Consider the following 15,636-nt stretch of genomic DNA (forward strand, 5'->3'; position numbering starts at 1 on the left):
TTTTGTCGCTCACTTAAATTTTAAGAAATTATGAAAAATTTCATCAAATTACTATCGTTTATTTTTTTGTTTTCACTAATATCTTGTGGAGCTATTATAAAAAATAGTATGTTAAAAAATACTACAATTGAAAAAGGAGCGATACCTCCGAATTTTGGAAAAAAAAATGAAGTTTTAATATGCAAATTAGTTTCTCGAAATAGTATTGATAGATATATGAAAAAACATATTAAAAATAATTACAAAGGAGAATATGAGTTTGTCTCAATAAATAATTTATTTTCAAGTAAGTATAATGACAAGAATAAGTACAGATATATTTTTGAACAGAATACAGTAAATGCGAATCCTATTTCTGGACCAAACTACAGTGTTTTTTCTTACCAAATAATAGATAGAAAAACAAATAAAGTTTATTCTAACGAAATTTATTCAAGTTTTTTTTCTAAAATAATCGAAGCTTATTCGTTAAATATGGAGAAAGTTAGAAATGAAAACAATTAGAATAAAAACTTTAGGTTTTTCTATTTTGAATAGACAAGTTTTTTATAAGAGGCAGTTATTTCAATTTGTTTTAGCAATATTCTTTATAAGAATTTCAGGTACTTATAAAAATATATTGCAATGTCATCGGAAGTAATTATATGATCTAGCTCTGTATTTGCAAAAGGTTTATATATTTATGCAGATTTAAAAATAAAATCAAACATATTGTTCCGTTTATTATTGGTGGGATTTTATGGCTATTCACTGGATTACTTCATTATTTCACGCATCGTAATGACTAGAAAAATATAAAAATGGCATCAATATTTGGGCATGCATTAGCAGCTTTTGCATTAGGAAAAGGTTTTTCTAAAACAATTGTAAACTGGAAATTTATTTTATTAGGTATCATTTGTGCCATAATACCAGATGCAGATGTAATTGGTTTCAGTTTTGGTGTTAAATATGAAAGTTTTTGGGGACATCGTGGTTTTTCACATTCACTACTTTTTGCTTTAATTATAGGTGTTTTAATTACTGTTATTTTTTATAGCAGGATTTTATTTAGTAAAAAAGGGATAGTGCTTATATTATATTTTACAGTATGTACAGCATCTCACGCTGTTTTAGATGCACTAACAACAGGAGGTTTGGGAGTTGCATTTTTCTCGCCTTTCGATACCACTCGTTATTTTTTTCCTTGGCGACCAATTAAAGTTTCTCCTATTGGAGTAGCACGTTTTTTTAGTGAAAGAGGAATTAAAGTAGTATTAAGTGAGTTAATTTGGATTGGAATCCCGAGTATATTTTACATATTTATTACAATGTATTTTAAAAGAAGCAAAAAATAACAAATGCAAAGCAATCATATTAAAAATTTATCAGGTCTACTATTAGCTACTTTTTTTATTAGTACTTCGGGAGTTTTAGGTAAATATATAGCCATGCCATCAGAAGTAATTATATGGTTTCGATCTGTATTTGCAATGGTATTTTTATATGTTTTTTGTCGATTTAAAAAAGTCGATTTAAAAATAAAATCTAATAAACATATTGTTCCGTTTATTATTAGCGGAATTTTTATGGCAATTCATTGGGTTACCTACTTTTATGCACTCAAGCGTTCTAATGTTGCTATAGGAATGTTGTCTTTATATACATTTCCGGTAATGATTGCTTTCTTAGAACCTTTGTTTTTAAAAATAAAATTCAATCCAATGTATATTGTTTTAGGGTGTATGGTTTTGTTAGGCGTTTATATTTTAGCTCCTGAGTTTAATCTAGAAAGCTCGAATGTACAAGGAATTTTATTTGGTTTACTCTCTGCCCTATGCTATTCGATTAGAATTTTAATTTTAAAGCAATATGTCGCAAAATATGATGGAGGAATGCTGATGTTTTATCAAACATTAATTATTACAATTTGTTTGCTACCTGTATTGTTTTTTATGGATGTTTCTGGCTTTGAAAGTCAATTCCCGTACTTATTATTGTTGGCATTGTTGACAACAGCAATAGGACATAGTTTAATGGTACATTCATTACAGTTTTTCTCAGTATCTACAGCAAGTATTATAAGTAGTGTTCAGCCAATATTTGGTATTATTTTAGCGTTTATTTTTTTAAATGAGATACCTACATGGAATACTTTCGTAGGCGGAAGTTTAATTTTAGCAACCGTGGTTATAGAAAGTGTTAGAAGTAAGAAAAATTAATATAATTTTTGTTGTTGCTGTATAATACTTTTCATGCTTACATCTTCGTAGTTTCTTAAAATAAAAGATAATGCACTATGTAGTATCTCCCCCATTCCGTCACTATCTCTAAAATTAATATCACCTGTAAAATCAAATATCTCAGCCTTTAATTGTTTAATTTTTTCGGGAGTTGAAATATTATCAGATTTCATTGCGGTAAGTAAACGGTTTAATCGTGAACGCGATCCTAAAATTCGTTTAGAAACTATTGATCGTTCTTCTAACTTATACTGTTCTATAGACTCTGAAGTAAGCTTATTACTAACAAGCTGTACCATTTTTAAATTTTCTTTAAAAAATTGCGGATAATAAACTTTAAATTTTCCTTCAAAACATTGTTGATCAAAATCTATAGGCCTAATTTTATATACTACATTTTCAAAATCATGTGTAGGTATAATCACATAATTATACGAACGCATATCACCTAGTAAACGAATCATACAACGTTCATTAAACTTTACAAACTCTTTAGCGATTTGTGCTTTTTCAACATCTAAACAATCATCTAAATAATCTTTAATGAATACATCGCCAGGAATACCTGAAATATGTTCTTCTATTAAAGTGTTTTTATATACAAGAAAGTTTAAGTTATATGGTGATAAAATGTCTTCTAATTCCAAACCATATATACGAGAAGAATCCGTTTTCTTAACATAAAAATAGGTGTAATTGTCATTTAAAATATTTCGAACCTTTATTCTAAAAGGTTGTGAGTTTCCGAAGGTACAAAAGTCAATAGCGTCAATATTTAAATGTTTAATACTAGCGTCCGAACCATTAGAATATAAAATATTATATACTTTCTTTAAGCTTAAATCTATTTCTTCTTGTTCAAATTCATTATAATAAACACGTACCCATAAGGTATCATTATCATGTTTGTCAAAAACTGACACAGACCCTTGAAAACGCAATAAATCATCATAAAAAATAGGTATTTGAATCGTTCTACTGTGCCTTTTTAAATAAAAAGAGAGCTTTTTATTTACAGGAAAAGCAGGTTTTTTTTGAGACATTAATTTTTCTTCTGATGACATGTATAAACTTTTTGTATGAAAGCTAATTTAATTTATTTGGAATAATTTTTGTTAATTATTTAAGAAAATTGCTACTATGAAAAATTTTAAGTTGACAATTCCAAAACCATGTAATGAAAGTTGGGATAAAATGACACCTAATGAAAAGGGTAAATTTTGTAAGCTATGCGCAAAAACCGTAGTAGATTTTACAACAAAATCTACTAGTCAAATTAAAGATTATCTTATTGAAAATAAAGGAAAACGTGTTTGTGGGCATTTTTATAAAAAACAGTTAGATAGTATTGTAATTCAGTTACCAGAAACTACTTTTTATCAACGATTATCATTTCAAAAAATATTTTTATTAGCTTTAATTTTTGCTATGGGAACTACATTGTTTAGTTGTACAACAAATACTGGTAAAGTTCAAAAAATTGATAAAGTTGAAATTATTGATTCTATTATAAAAACAGATGATATTACAGATAACGAATTAGATGGATTTGTTATACCAGTTTTAAAGAAAGATTCTGAAAAAAAAGAATGTAAAACTCCACCACCACCTTCTATAGGAGGTATTACGGTAATAGAAACAACAGGGAAAGTAGTATTAGAAGAGCCCTTTAACATTGATACAATTATTGAAGTTCCTGAACTGGAAATTGTTGAGCCTGAAGATGTAATTAGAGGAGGTATTCGTGATAATTCTGATCTTGAATATGAAAGTATAGAAACTTTTTTTTATTCAAGAGAAGTTAATTACCCTCCAATCTTTTTACAAGATGAAAATTTACCAAAAGAAAACTTAATAAAAGTTTTTGATAAGAGAATAAAACAATTTTTAAAAGATAATTATGATAGCAAGATTCATAAAAGTTTAAGTTTATTAAAAGGCGCTAAAAAGTTATATGTTCGTATAACTATAAATGCTGAAGGAATGATTTCAAAAGTAGAAGTAAGAGCACCTCATGAAAAAATAAAAACACATGTAAAAGATGTTTTAAAAAAATTACCACAATTATTACCAGCCATAAAAGATGGAAAAAAGGTAAGTGTAATGCATGTGTTTTCTATAGTTTTAGATTAAACCTCAAACAATTTACCAGGTAAAGGTTTTATAACACCTTTAAGTTCCATTTGAAGTAATAAAGAAGACAGTTTATATACTGGAATGTCGCATTTAAAAGCGATAACATCTAACAACTGTTTTCCATTTTTGATTAAATAATCATAAACTTTTTGTTCTGTATTAGTTAGAGTAATAAACAATTCCTTTTGTATTACGGTAGGTTTTTTAGAAGCTTGTAAGTCCCAGTTAAGCATTTTTACAATATCGTTAGATGAGGTTAATAAATGTGCCTGATTATTTTTAATAATAGCATTACAACCTTTGCTATATGCATCATTGGTTCTTCCTGGAACAGCAAAAACATCTCGATTATAAGAATTTGCAATATCGGCAGTAACCAACGAACCTCCTTTTTCTGCAGATTCAATAATAATTGTAGCTTTAGATAAACCAGCAACAATACGATTTCGTTTTAAAAAATTTTCACGAAGAGGTTGTTCTTCATGCCAAAACTCAGTAATAAAACCACCATTTTTAGTTATTTCAGTACAATACTTTTTATGTGTTTTTGGATACATTTGTTCTAATCCGTGGGCTAATACAGCAATTGTTTGTAAATTATTTTTAACAGCTGCTTTATGAGCACAAATATCTACTCCGTATGCAAAGCCGCTTACAATTATTGGATTGTACTTAGATAGGTCTTCAATAAGTTGATTACAAAAATCACGACCGTAAGAAGTTATTTTTCTAGTACCAACTATTGATATTATTTTTTGATTGTTGAGGTTTATATTTCCGTCATTAAAAAATAGGATAGGAGCATCAATACAATGCTTTAAGTTATACGGATAATCAGCATCTAAAAAATAAGAAAATTCTATATTGTTTTTGTTTATATAATTTAGCTCCTCCTCTGCTCTATTTATGTTATTTGTATCGAATAAATGTTTTAGTGTATGAGTACCAATTCCATTTATTTTTTGCAGCGTACTAGCTTTTTCTTTAAACACTTGTTCTACGCTACCAGTGGTGTTAATTAACTTTTTTGCTAAAACATCACCGATGTTTTTGGTAGCTTGTAATCGTAGAATAGCTAATTTTTTTTCGATTTTCATGTGGCAATAATTTGATTATCAATATACAAAAAAACTGTTGATAAGATTTCAAAGTAATGAGCATATTAATTCATAAAAAAACTATATTTGTTACTATGACATTAGCCAATTATATAAACGATTTATTGTACAGATACGAATGCGTAATTGTTCCTGGTTTTGGAGGTTTTGTGACCAACAAAATAGGTGCTAAAATGAATAGTGAAACACACACATTTTACCCACCAAAAAAACAAATTACTTTTAATTCATATTTGCATCACAACGATGGTTTATTGGCGAATTATATTGCTTCGAGTAGAAATATTTCTTTCGAAAAAGCAACTGCTTTTATCGCAAATGAAGTTACAGAATGGAAAAGCGATTTAGAAACGATATCTATTAAAGTTGCTTCTTTAGGGAGTTTATCTTTAAATGAAGCAAAACAAGTTGTTTTTCAGCCAAATAGTACAAGTAATTTCTTAACAACATCTTTTGGATTAGCGGAAGTTGAAAGCCCTAGTGTAAAAAGAATAACACAAGAAGTTAAAGTATTACCTATAGACGCTAAAGAGAAAGAAAACAATGTACCTGTGTTTTTTAAGTACGCAGCAACAGCAGCTGTTCTTGTAGGAATAGCTTACGCTGGATGGAATGGTTTTCAAAACCAATCTCAAAAACAGTTTTTAGCAGATCAAGAAAATACTGTAGCTAAAAAAATTCAATCAGCAACTTTTGTTATTGATAACCCGTTGCCAACAATTAATTTAAATATTACAAAAACAGAAGGTCAAAATTTTCATATTATAGCAGGTGCTTTTCAGGAAGTTATAAATGCTGAGAAAAAATTGACTGAGTTACAAGATTTAGGTTATGATGCTAAAATTTTAGGGAAAAACGATTTTGGTTTAACTCAAGTAGCGTTTACAAGTTTCAGTTCTAAAGATGAAGCGCGTAAAGAACTTGCAGATATTCAAGAAAACGTAAACAAAGATGCTTGGTTATTGGTTAAATAATCAACTTATAAACAACTTACTTTTTAGCTTTATTTATATCTTTGCATCAAAATTATAATTGATGAGAGCTAAGACGCCTAAAGAATCATTAACAGTACTTACTGACCTTGTTTTACCAGGAGAAACAAATTATTTAGACAATCTTTTTGGAGGAGAATTATTAGCTCGTATGGATAGAGCTTGTAGTATTGCTGCGCGTCGTCATTCTAGGCGAATTGTTGTAACTGCATCTGTAAACCATGTTGCTTTTACAAAATCGGTTCCAGTAGGAAGTGTTGTTACGTTAGAAGCAAAGGTTTCAAGAGCCTTTAGATCGTCAATGGAAGTATATGTTGATGTTTGGATAGAAGATCGTCAATCAGGTGAAAAAACAATGGTAAATGAAGGTATCTATACGTTTGTAGCTGTTGATGAAACTGGTAAGCCAGTTCCTATTGCACAAATTACTCCAGAAACAGCATTAGAGAAAAAACGTTTTGATGCAGCTTTACGTAGAAAACAATTAAGTTTAGTTTTAGCAGGTAAATTAGACCCTAAAGAAGCTAAAGAGTTAAAAGCATTGTTTCTAAGTTAAAAGCCCTTTAAACCTTATCTATATCACCATTTTCAGATAAAAAGATAGCAACTGATTTTGTTTTTTCAAATTGAGAAAAGATAATAATCATAATTACAGTAATTGGTACACTTAAAATCATGCCCGTAACACCCCATATTTTACCCCAAATAGCTAGGGATAATATGGTTACTAGCGGGCTTAGGTTTAGAGATTTACCAAATAATTTAGGTTCAATAACATTACCAACAATTACTTGAACAGAACCCACTGCTGTTAAAACTATTAAAAACGGTGTAAATTCACCAAACTGTATTAAACTAAAAATAGCAGGAAAAACAGTTGCTATTAACGAACCAATGGTTGGTATATAGTTTAATAAAAAAATTAAAAAGGCCCAAAAAGGTGCACTATCTACGCCAACTATAAGTAAAACAATATAGCTTAAAACACCAGTAAGCAAACTTACATAAGTTTTTAAACGGAGATAATTAGAAATAGAAAATTCTATTTTTGATAACATAGATTGCATACTAGCATAGCTACTTTCTTTGTCTTCAAAGATTTTAATAAGCTTCTTTTTAAAGCTACTTTCTTCTAAAAAGATAAACAAAGCATAAATAACAATCATAAAAGTATCGCCTAATAAACTACTAATTCCGTTAGCGATATCTCCTAAAACAGATCCATAATCAAAATCTCCTATAACCGATTTTATCGATTTAATAATATCAATATGAAAATAGGCATCTAAACTTTTAATAATAGCGCCAATATTAGGCTCGTATTTAGAATATGAAGTAGATAAATCAGCAATACTATTGGTAATAATTTCAGAAATGAACCCAAAACCCAAAACAATAAAAGTAAAAACAAAAAGATTACTCAACCAATAAGGAATAATTTTTTTAGCAAAGGGCATTTTATAGATGGTTTTACGTATTTCACGTGTTAAAAACCAAAAAATTAATGCAAAAATAAAAGGAATTAAAATTCCTTTACCAATAACTAATGCAGTTACTATTGCAACAATAGTTATAATGAAGTTTGCAGCGTTTTTCATTTACTTAAAATTAATTAGTACGTATCCATTTTGCAGGATTTAATTTCGCTGTATTTTTAAATAAAACAAAAAGCAATTTTGTTTTACCAGAAACTTTATCAGTGAACACCTTCCCTACTTTATCACCAGTTTTTAGAATAGCACCTTTTTTTACATACACATTTTCGAGATTGTTGTATGCCGAAATATAATTTCCATGTTGTATTAATACCGATTTTTTACCTCCAGATTGTGATTGTAAAGCTAATACCTTTCCATTAAAAATGCACTTAGCATCAGTATTCGACTTAGTAACAATGTGTAAACCAGGACTATTAATTTTAATTCCTGAAAATGTTGGATGAGGTTGTACTCCGTATCTTCTAGTAATAATACCCTTTACAGGCCAAGGCAAACGACCTTTGTTTTGTTCGAAATTTGCTAATAATTTTTTTTCAGCAGCATTTAAAACAAATCCAGAAGATGCTTTTTTAGTAGTTTTTTTGCCCTTATTAGCCTTTGCAATAACAGCTCTAATAAGTTTGTCAATACGAGCAGTTATTCGTTTATCTTCTTTAATTTTCTTTTGTAAATCTCGCTTATATTTTTTCTCTTGTTTTTTTATTTTAGAAACTAAGCTTTCTTGATCCTTTTTGTCAGATTCTATTTCTTTTTTTTGAGATTTTTCGTCAGAAATTAAAATTTCTTTAGATCTTCTTTTTTGAATTAAAGAATCATTAAACTTTTTAATCTCAGTAGATTTTACAATGATATTCTCTCCTTGTTTTTTTCTATAATCATTGTACTGCTGCATATACTTTAAACGCTTATATGCTTGATAAAAACTTTCAGAAGAGAGTAAAAACAATGTTTTGCTTTGTTGAGATCTATTTTTGTTGGTTTTTACAACCATATCAGAATAGTCTTTCTTAAGTTTTTTTAATTCATCATTGTTCTTTTCAAGCTGCTGTTCGTTTGTTTCTATTTCTTTAGATAGTTGCTTTGTTTCTAATCTAATTGTTTCAATTAAACGCTCTCTGGCACTAATTTTCTGACTTAAATCTTTTAAGTCATCTAAAGCATTCCCTTTTTCTTTTTTAGCCTTAAACAGTAAGTTATTAATCTGCTTAATTTCATTTTTAATTTTTTTATGTTTTTTTTCTAATTTTTTCCTTTCTTGACCAAACGAAGAAAAGCTAATTAGAATCAGCGATAAAAACGAGATGTAAAAAACAATTTTTTTCATTATAATTTAATTTCTTTATAACCATTAGGCATTCTAAAATCAACGTTCAATTTAGTGTTAAACTCAACAGAACGTGTGGTTATATCAATATTTGTGAATTTTTTGTTTTGTTTAGCATTTATATTAATTTTTTGAGGAAATAAAACGCCCTTTTTATTTGAGTATTTCCCGTATGATATATCTAAACGTTGATTTTTAATTGAGTTTACAATCGATTGTTTATTAAGTTTATAGTGAAGTGGATTTACGTAAAAAAAGATATTAAATAAATCTGATTGCTTTTTAGGAGAAAGTTGATATGATTTATTAGAAATAGCTACTTCTTGTCGCTGAGATCTTACGTTAAGTAAAGATTGACCTAACAACATATTTTGTAATTGTTGAAAATTAATATCGGTTCCTAATAATTTCTTTAGCATAGAAAAATCTCCATCAAAATAATTTTTATAAAGAGATGAATAAAACTGAACTTTTGTTGGTGTAATTTTAGCTTTAAAAAGTGTAATAAATTTGGTTCCTTTTAACCAAATAACTTCATCTTTTTTAATTTTCATTCGTACTGAAAAACCTACTTTTTCTTTAGTATTGTTGTAGTTTACTTTTAAACGAGCATCAATATTTTTTTCATCAAAATTAGAAGAAATATGTTTTTTAGCAACCCTTCTGGCAGACATTTCTTTAATTACTGTTGTGTTATTAGATGCAATTTTTCTTGATTTACATGAAGAAAAACTAAGCGATAATATAATAAGTAATGTAAAGTATTTCATAAAGTATGTATAGGGTAAGAAAATTATTTTAGAATTTTGGAAGCTTTATCTTTAAAGAGTTTAGCTCTTCGAGCATCGTGTAAACCTTTGTAAGATGCAGCTATTTCTAAGTAAAATTTTGCTTCTATTTTTTTGTTATCTATTACAAAATCAATGCCATTTTGCAAAGTTTGTAAAGCTTTACTGTATTGACCATTCTTGTTAAGTGCTTTACCATTCATTAAATAAACAAAAGGTTGCGCAGGAAACAAAGTTAAGCCCTCTTCACTGTATTTTAATAACGTTCTATAGCTTTTTCTTATTGTTAGTTCCTTTAATAAACGTTGTAAACTTTTATAGCTTTTTTCTTTTTCAAAAATGGCTCTAAAATCGGTATTTACTGCTTTTGCGCTAAAGCTTGTAGCTTTAGGTTGTGCTTTATTTATTCTTTCTTGAAGTAAACGTAATCTGGAATTTAATAATTTAGCTTCTTCTAATTCAGATAAAACTCTTTTAGCTCCATTAACATCTCTATTCTGTAAATGTAAAAAAACCAAAGCTTGCTTTTTCTTTGGGTATTTTTTTGCAATTTTTTCCTGAACGATTATAGCTTTACTAAAATTAGCTATACGTTTTAAAACAGCAACTTTATGTTCTAATAGCCATAAGTTGTTAGTATCTTTTTTTAACGCTAAATCAATGTATTCTAGAGATTCTACTCTCCTATTTAGTTTTAAATAATTTTTAGAAAGTTCAAAGAATACTGATATGTCATTTGGCTTTATTTCATTACAGTCTTCTAAGTATTCAATTGCTTTTTTATAATTTAGAATTGCTTTTTGTGAGAGCGCATTAAAAAAACTTTCTTGAAACTTTATGTTGTTCTCTTCGCTAAGATCAAAAGAAGTAGATACGTTGTCTTGCGAGTAGATTAAAAGAGAATTAAGAATCAAAAAAAAAGATACTAATATCTTAATTTTTGATTCTTGTATCTTTTTATTATTATGTAAGATCTGTATAATCACCTATACTTACTGATGTATAATTAGCATTGTACTTTGCATGATTACCAATCATTGCGTTATCTAAATTTGCGTTAGATATATGAACATTTGTTTGTATTAAAGAGTTTACAATTGTTGAGTTTTCAACAATACTATTTTCTCCAATTGAAACATAAGGTCCTATTTTAGTGTTTTTTAAAACTACATTATTTCCAACATAACAAGGTTGAATAATCTCAGCGTTTTCTAATACAACGTTATTAGCAACTAAATTGTTGCCATCAGCTTGTTCAAAACCTAAAACTTGTTTATTAGTGTCAACAGTTGGATCTTTTTTACCACAATCCATCCAAGCATCAACTTTACCAGGAATAAATTTAGCTCCTTGTTGTTTTAAAGATTCTAAAACTTCAGTTAATTGAAATTCACCAGTAGGTCTTATATCATTATCTATTAAATGTTTTATTTCTTCGCGAAGTTTATCACCATCTTTAAAGTAATAAATACCGATAATTGCTAAATCAGAGACAAACTCTTTTGGTTTCTCAACAAAATCAGTAATAACACCATCTTTTAATTTTACAACACCAAAAGCACTTGGGTCTTCAACTTGTTTTACCCAAATAGCACCATCTGCATTTGCATCTAAGGTAAAATCAGCTTTAAACAAAGTATCTGCAAAAGCAACTACGCATGATCCTGTTAATGATTCTTTAGCACAGTAAATTGCATGTGCTGTTCCTAAAGCTTCTTCTTGAACAAAAACAGATCCTTTCGCTCCTAAACTTTCAGCAATTTTTATTAATTTATCTTTAGTATCCGCAGGAAAACCTTTAGCGGCAGTACCAATTATAAATGCAATTTCTTCTATTGGTTGGTTTACAACTGAGGTAATATCTTCTACTAAACGTTGTACGATCGGCTTACCAGCTATTACCGTTAATGGTTTTGGAGTAGTTAAAGTATGAGGCCTTAAACGAGACCCAATCCCTGCCATTGGAACTATAATTTTCATATTTTTCTTTTCGTTTTTAACGCTGCAATATACCATTAATAAAGTATTGAAAAAAGTTACAATCCTTTAGGTATTGCTGCTATTAATGTTTTTGTGTAATTTGTCTTTGGGTTATTGTAAATTTCATCAGCATCAGCAACTTCTTCTATTTTACCTTTATTCATTACAACTAGTTGATCGGCCATGTATTTTACAACAGATAAATCATGAGAAATAAAAATGTAGGTAAAGTTAAACTCAGTCTTTAATTGGTTTAATAAATTTAATACCTGTGCTTGTACAGATACATCTAAAGCAGAAACAGATTCATCACAAATAATTAATTTTGGCTGTAAAGCAATAGTGCGTGCAATACCAATTCTTTGTCTTTGACCACCAGAAAATTCGTGAGGATACCTATGAAAATGCTCCTTTTCTAAACCTACTTTTTCTAATAGGTTAAAAACATATTCTCTTCGATCTTTTAAAGAATTTAATATATTATGAACCTTCATAGGTTCTATAATTGCACTACCGATCGTAATTCTCGGATTTAATGAAGAAAAAGGATCTTGAAATATAATTTGAATCTCTTTTCGTAACTTTTTAAATGAAGATCTTTTAAGTTTTAGAATGTCAATCCCTTTATAAATTATTTGCCCAGAAGTTGCTTTTTCTAGCTGTAAAATAGTTCTACTTAAGGTTGTTTTTCCACAGCCGCTCTCCCCTACTAAACCTAAAGTTTCTCCTTCATAAATTTTAAAATATACATTATTTACAGCTTTTACAATCGTAGATTTAGAAAACCAAGAAGCATTAGAAATAAAGTTTTTATGTAAGTTCTTGATCTCTAATAAAGGTGCTTTATTGTAAATTTCTTGATGAAATTGTTTACGTTCTTCATTAGTATATAAACAAGTGTTTACAGAATCGTTTATAAAATTAGCTACAGTTGGTAATACCTTAAAACGTTTTTCGGTGTTGGGTCTCGAATTAATTAGAGCTTTTGTATAGTTTTCTTTTGGGTTAAGAAATAGCTCATTTGTTTCACCTTGTTCAATAACTTTACCTTTGTGCATAACTATTACCTTGTCTGCAATTTCAGAAACTAAAGCTAAATCATGAGAGATAAAAATTATTCCCATTTTATACTCTTGTTGTAAATCTTTTAAAAGAGCTATAATTTCTTTCTGAACAGTTACATCTAATGCCGTTGTAGGTTCATCCGCAATTAAAAGTTGTGGCTTACAAGCAATTGCCATTGCAATCATAACCCGTTGTTTTTGACCGCCACTTATTTGATGAGGATACGAATTGTAAATATCAGTTGGCCTAGGAAGTTTTACTTTATTAAAAAGAGAAAGTACCTCTTCTTTTATTTCATTTTTAGATAAGAGTGTATGTTGTTGTAAAATTTCAGCAACTTGAATTCCGCAAGTTAATGTAGGGTTTAATGAACTCATAGGTTCCTGAAAAATCATAGCAATTTTACTTCCTCTAATTTTTTGAAACTCATTTTCATTATAGCTTAACAAATTTTGTTGTTTAAACAAAATCTCACCTTTTATTGTGGCAAATTTTGGAAGTAGCCCCAAAATAGCTAATGAAGTTATTGATTTTCCGCTTCCACTTTCCCCTACGATACCTAATATTTCTGTTTGTTTTATACAAAAAGAAACATTTTGGATAACAGAAGGCGATTTTTTAAAACTTATTTCTAAATTTTTAATTTGAAGCATTTGCGTAAAATTTCAATAAAAATACGATTAATATTTTTTAAACCTTTTTATAAAACAGCTGTAATTGTAATTTATTGATAAATAACTTGGTAGAGTTTAGTTTGTTTTGTTGAGTTTATAACAAGTTTGTTAAATGATGAATTATTAAAAATATATGCTTATTGTGTGTATTGATAGGATTATTTGTATTTTTTTGTATATTTGATGCTTATTTAATAATAAATTAAGAGTTTTTGACTGAATACGTTAATTACAGTTTTTTTATATTAAATAATTAACCTTAATAAACCCTTCAAAATGAAAAGCAAAATTACATTAGCATTTCTATGCTTAATTTTTATTGGTGCAGCTTTTGCACAGCAAGAAAGAAACTGTCATTCGATGAATAATCTTGAATACAGGCAATCAAAAGATCCTTCTTTAAAACAAAGGATGGATCAAATAGAAAACTTTACCCAAAGAAAAATTCAAGAAAGAAAAAACTATCAAGGTAAAGTAAACGGACAAATTATTACTATTCCTGTAGTAGTACATGTTATTTATAAAAATTCACAAGAAAACATTAGTGTGGCACAAATTCAGTCACAAATTGATGTTTTAAATGAAGATTATAGAAGAACAAATGCAGATGCAGATAACACATGGTCTCAAGCAACTGATAGTCAAATTGAATTTAAATTAGCAACTATAGATGCTAATGGAAACCCAACAACAGGTATTACAAGAAAATCTTCAAATAAAACTTCTTGGGGTACGAATGATGCAATGAAAAAATCTTCTCAAGGAGGAGTTAATCCATGGGATGCATCTGAATATTTAAACATGTGGGTTTGTAATATTGGAGGTGGTATTTTAGGATACGCTCAATTTCCAGGAGGTAGTGCATCAACTGATGGTGTTGTAATGAGTCCTCAATATTTTGGAAGTGCAGACAAAGGGTCAGGGTTTTACTTGTCAGCTCCTTTTGATAAAGGAAGAACAGCAACTCATGAAGTTGGTCACTTTTTAAATTTACGCCATATTTGGGGTGATGGTGGTTGTGGTGTAGATGATTTTGTATCAGATACTCCAGAATCAGACGCATCTAATGGAGGTTGTAAAACAACTCACGTATCTTGTGGTACAGTAGATATGGTGCAAAATTATATGGATTATTCAGATGATGCATGTATGAACTTATTTACAGTAGGTCAAAAAAGTAGAATGCGTACTGTTTTAGAATCAGGAGGTTCTCGTAGGTCTTTAGCATTGTCTGATAAATTTGGTACACCAGTAGTTTGTAATGCAACTGTACCAACTGGTATTTCAACAACAGGAGTAACATCAACAGGAGCTTCGGTAAACTGGTCAGCAGTTTCAGGAGCAACTTACGATGTAAGATATAAAGCAGTTTCGGCTTCATCTTGGACAACAAGTGCAGTTTCAACAACAACAAAAGCTTTAAGTGGTTTATCGGCATCAACACAATACGAAGTACAAGTACGAAGTAAATGTTCATCAGGAAATTCATCTTATAGTGCATCAGTAAACTTTACTACACCAGCGGTAACTATCAGTTATTGTGCTTCAAAAGGAGCAAGTGTAAATGACGAATACATTCAAAAAGTAGTTTTAGGAACAATAAGTAATACATCAACAGGAGGAAACGGTTATTCAGATTACACTTCAATGTCTACTGATTTAACAAAAGGATCATCAAACACAATAACAATTACGCCAAAATGGACAGGAACAGTTTATAGTGAAGGGTATGGAGTTTGGATTGATTATAACCAAGATGGAGATTTTTCAGATGCAGGCGAAACAGTTTGGACAAAAGCAAAATCAAAAACAACACCAGTAAGTGGAACATTTACAGT

Annotated in this window: 15 protein-coding genes; 7 read left to right on the forward strand and 8 right to left on the reverse strand. The window is 29.0% G+C overall.

What is annotated here, in order from left to right; all coding sequences use genetic code 11:
- Nucleotides 1-30 precede the first annotated feature (30 nt).
- The 3 genes from H518_RS0105640 (at nucleotide 31) to H518_RS0105650 (ending at nucleotide 2,201) form a co-directional block, all read left to right on the forward strand.
- Nucleotides 31-504: a hypothetical protein gene (locus H518_RS0105640; RefSeq protein WP_155995168.1), complete on the forward strand. Its 474-nt coding sequence runs from the start codon at nucleotides 31-33 to the stop codon at nucleotides 502-504.
- Nucleotides 505-800: 296 nt separating this feature from the next.
- A complete protein-coding gene (locus tag H518_RS0105645; RefSeq protein WP_028888163.1) occupies nucleotides 801-1,337 on the forward strand; it encodes a metal-dependent hydrolase in 537 nt (178 codons plus the stop codon).
- Between the two features lie 3 nt (nucleotides 1,338-1,340).
- Nucleotides 1,341-2,201, forward strand: coding sequence for a DMT family transporter (locus tag H518_RS0105650; protein WP_028888164.1), 861 nt, complete (start codon nucleotides 1,341-1,343; stop codon nucleotides 2,199-2,201).
- Here H518_RS0105650 and H518_RS0105655 read toward each other — a convergent pair.
- Complete coding sequence (locus tag H518_RS0105655) at nucleotides 2,198-3,286, reverse strand: hypothetical protein (RefSeq protein ID WP_028888165.1); 1,089 nt, start codon at nucleotides 3,284-3,286, stop codon at nucleotides 2,198-2,200. The two genes, H518_RS0105650 and H518_RS0105655, sit on opposite strands and share 4 nt — an antisense overlap.
- A gap of 76 nt (nucleotides 3,287-3,362) precedes the next feature.
- On the opposite strand from H518_RS0105655, the gene H518_RS0105660 reads away from it, so the two are divergent.
- Nucleotides 3,363-4,355: a hypothetical protein gene (locus H518_RS0105660; RefSeq protein WP_028888166.1), complete on the forward strand. Its 993-nt coding sequence runs from the start codon at nucleotides 3,363-3,365 to the stop codon at nucleotides 4,353-4,355.
- Here H518_RS0105660 and dprA read toward each other — a convergent pair.
- On the reverse strand, nucleotides 4,352-5,455 hold the full coding sequence (dprA, locus tag H518_RS0105665; RefSeq protein ID WP_028888167.1) for a DNA-processing protein DprA: 1,104 nt from the start codon (nucleotides 5,453-5,455) through the stop codon (nucleotides 4,352-4,354). The genes H518_RS0105660 and dprA overlap by 4 nt on opposite strands.
- A gap of 56 nt (nucleotides 5,456-5,511) precedes the next feature.
- Between dprA and H518_RS0105670 the strand changes: the two genes are divergently transcribed.
- Together H518_RS0105670 and H518_RS0105675 are read left to right on the forward strand one after the other, a co-directional pair.
- Nucleotides 5,512-6,450 carry an HU domain-containing protein gene (locus H518_RS0105670; protein WP_240472496.1) on the forward strand — a complete coding sequence of 313 codons (939 nt, stop codon included), beginning with the start codon at nucleotides 5,512-5,514 and terminating at the stop codon, nucleotides 6,448-6,450.
- Between the two features lie 61 nt (nucleotides 6,451-6,511).
- Nucleotides 6,512-7,024, forward strand: coding sequence for an acyl-CoA thioesterase (locus H518_RS0105675; protein WP_028888169.1), 513 nt, complete (start codon nucleotides 6,512-6,514; stop codon nucleotides 7,022-7,024).
- Between the two features lie 7 nt (nucleotides 7,025-7,031).
- Here H518_RS0105675 and H518_RS0105680 read toward each other — a convergent pair whose 3' ends face one another.
- Genes H518_RS0105680 through H518_RS0105705 form a run of 6 tightly spaced genes read right to left on the reverse strand, consistent with a single transcriptional unit; the run spans nucleotide 7,032 to nucleotide 13,777 of the window.
- Nucleotides 7,032-8,066 carry an AI-2E family transporter gene (locus tag H518_RS0105680; RefSeq protein ID WP_028888170.1) on the reverse strand — a complete coding sequence of 345 codons (1,035 nt, stop codon included), beginning with the start codon at nucleotides 8,064-8,066 and terminating at the stop codon, nucleotides 7,032-7,034.
- Nucleotides 8,067-8,076: 10 nt separating this feature from the next.
- Complete coding sequence (locus tag H518_RS0105685; RefSeq protein ID WP_051263677.1) at nucleotides 8,077-9,291, reverse strand: murein hydrolase activator EnvC family protein; 1,215 nt, start codon at nucleotides 9,289-9,291, stop codon at nucleotides 8,077-8,079.
- Complete coding sequence (locus H518_RS0105690) at nucleotides 9,291-10,061, reverse strand: DUF4292 domain-containing protein (RefSeq protein WP_028888172.1); 771 nt, start codon at nucleotides 10,059-10,061, stop codon at nucleotides 9,291-9,293. Before H518_RS0105690 ends, H518_RS0105685 begins: the two co-directional genes overlap by 1 nt.
- A gap of 23 nt (nucleotides 10,062-10,084) precedes the next feature.
- Nucleotides 10,085-10,993: a hypothetical protein gene (locus H518_RS19315; protein WP_051263678.1), complete on the reverse strand. Its 909-nt coding sequence runs from the start codon at nucleotides 10,991-10,993 to the stop codon at nucleotides 10,085-10,087.
- A 49-nt stretch (nucleotides 10,994-11,042) separates the two neighbouring features.
- Complete coding sequence (locus tag H518_RS0105700) at nucleotides 11,043-12,059, reverse strand: sugar phosphate nucleotidyltransferase (protein WP_028888173.1); 1,017 nt, start codon at nucleotides 12,057-12,059, stop codon at nucleotides 11,043-11,045.
- 56 nt (nucleotides 12,060-12,115) lie between these two features.
- Entirely contained in the window at nucleotides 12,116-13,777 is a 1,662-nt protein-coding gene (locus H518_RS0105705; RefSeq protein ID WP_028888174.1) for an ABC transporter ATP-binding protein, read from the reverse strand.
- Nucleotides 13,778-14,074: 297 nt separating this feature from the next.
- Here H518_RS0105705 and H518_RS20770 point away from each other — a divergent pair.
- On the forward strand, nucleotides 14,075-15,636 hold a 1,562-nt coding region (locus tag H518_RS20770; RefSeq protein WP_205618005.1), incomplete at its 3' end, for a M43 family zinc metalloprotease.

It is taken from the genome of Tenacibaculum ovolyticum DSM 18103, from assembly GCF_000430545.1.
Taxonomy (GTDB): Bacteria; Bacteroidota; Bacteroidia; order Flavobacteriales; family Flavobacteriaceae; genus Polaribacter; species Polaribacter ovolyticus.

Coding starts and splice junctions, on each gene's coding strand:
- H518_RS0105675 (WP_028888169.1), top strand. CDS start 6,512: ATGAGAGCTAAGACGCCTAAAGAATCATTAACAGTACTTACTGACCTT.
- H518_RS0105680 (WP_028888170.1), bottom strand. CDS start 8,066: ATGAAAAACGCTGCAAACTTCATTATAACTATTGTTGCAATAGTAACT.
- H518_RS0105670 (WP_240472496.1), top strand. CDS start 5,512: ATGAGCATATTAATTCATAAAAAAACTATATTTGTTACTATGACATTA.
- H518_RS0105660 (WP_028888166.1), top strand. CDS start 3,363: ATGAAAAATTTTAAGTTGACAATTCCAAAACCATGTAATGAAAGTTGG.
- H518_RS0105650 (WP_028888164.1), top strand. CDS start 1,341: ATGCAAAGCAATCATATTAAAAATTTATCAGGTCTACTATTAGCTACT.
- dprA (WP_028888167.1), bottom strand. CDS start 5,455: ATGAAAATCGAAAAAAAATTAGCTATTCTACGATTACAAGCTACCAAA.
- H518_RS0105655 (WP_028888165.1), bottom strand. CDS start 3,286: ATGTCATCAGAAGAAAAATTAATGTCTCAAAAAAAACCTGCTTTTCCT.
- H518_RS0105700 (WP_028888173.1), bottom strand. CDS start 12,059: ATGAAAATTATAGTTCCAATGGCAGGGATTGGGTCTCGTTTAAGGCCT.
- H518_RS0105640 (WP_155995168.1), top strand. CDS start 31: ATGAAAAATTTCATCAAATTACTATCGTTTATTTTTTTGTTTTCACTA.
- H518_RS0105645 (WP_028888163.1), top strand. CDS start 801: ATGGCATCAATATTTGGGCATGCATTAGCAGCTTTTGCATTAGGAAAA.
- H518_RS0105685 (WP_051263677.1), bottom strand. CDS start 9,291: ATGAAAAAAATTGTTTTTTACATCTCGTTTTTATCGCTGATTCTAATT.
- H518_RS0105690 (WP_028888172.1), bottom strand. CDS start 10,061: ATGAAATACTTTACATTACTTATTATATTATCGCTTAGTTTTTCTTCA.
- H518_RS0105705 (WP_028888174.1), bottom strand. CDS start 13,777: ATGCTTCAAATTAAAAATTTAGAAATAAGTTTTAAAAAATCGCCTTCT.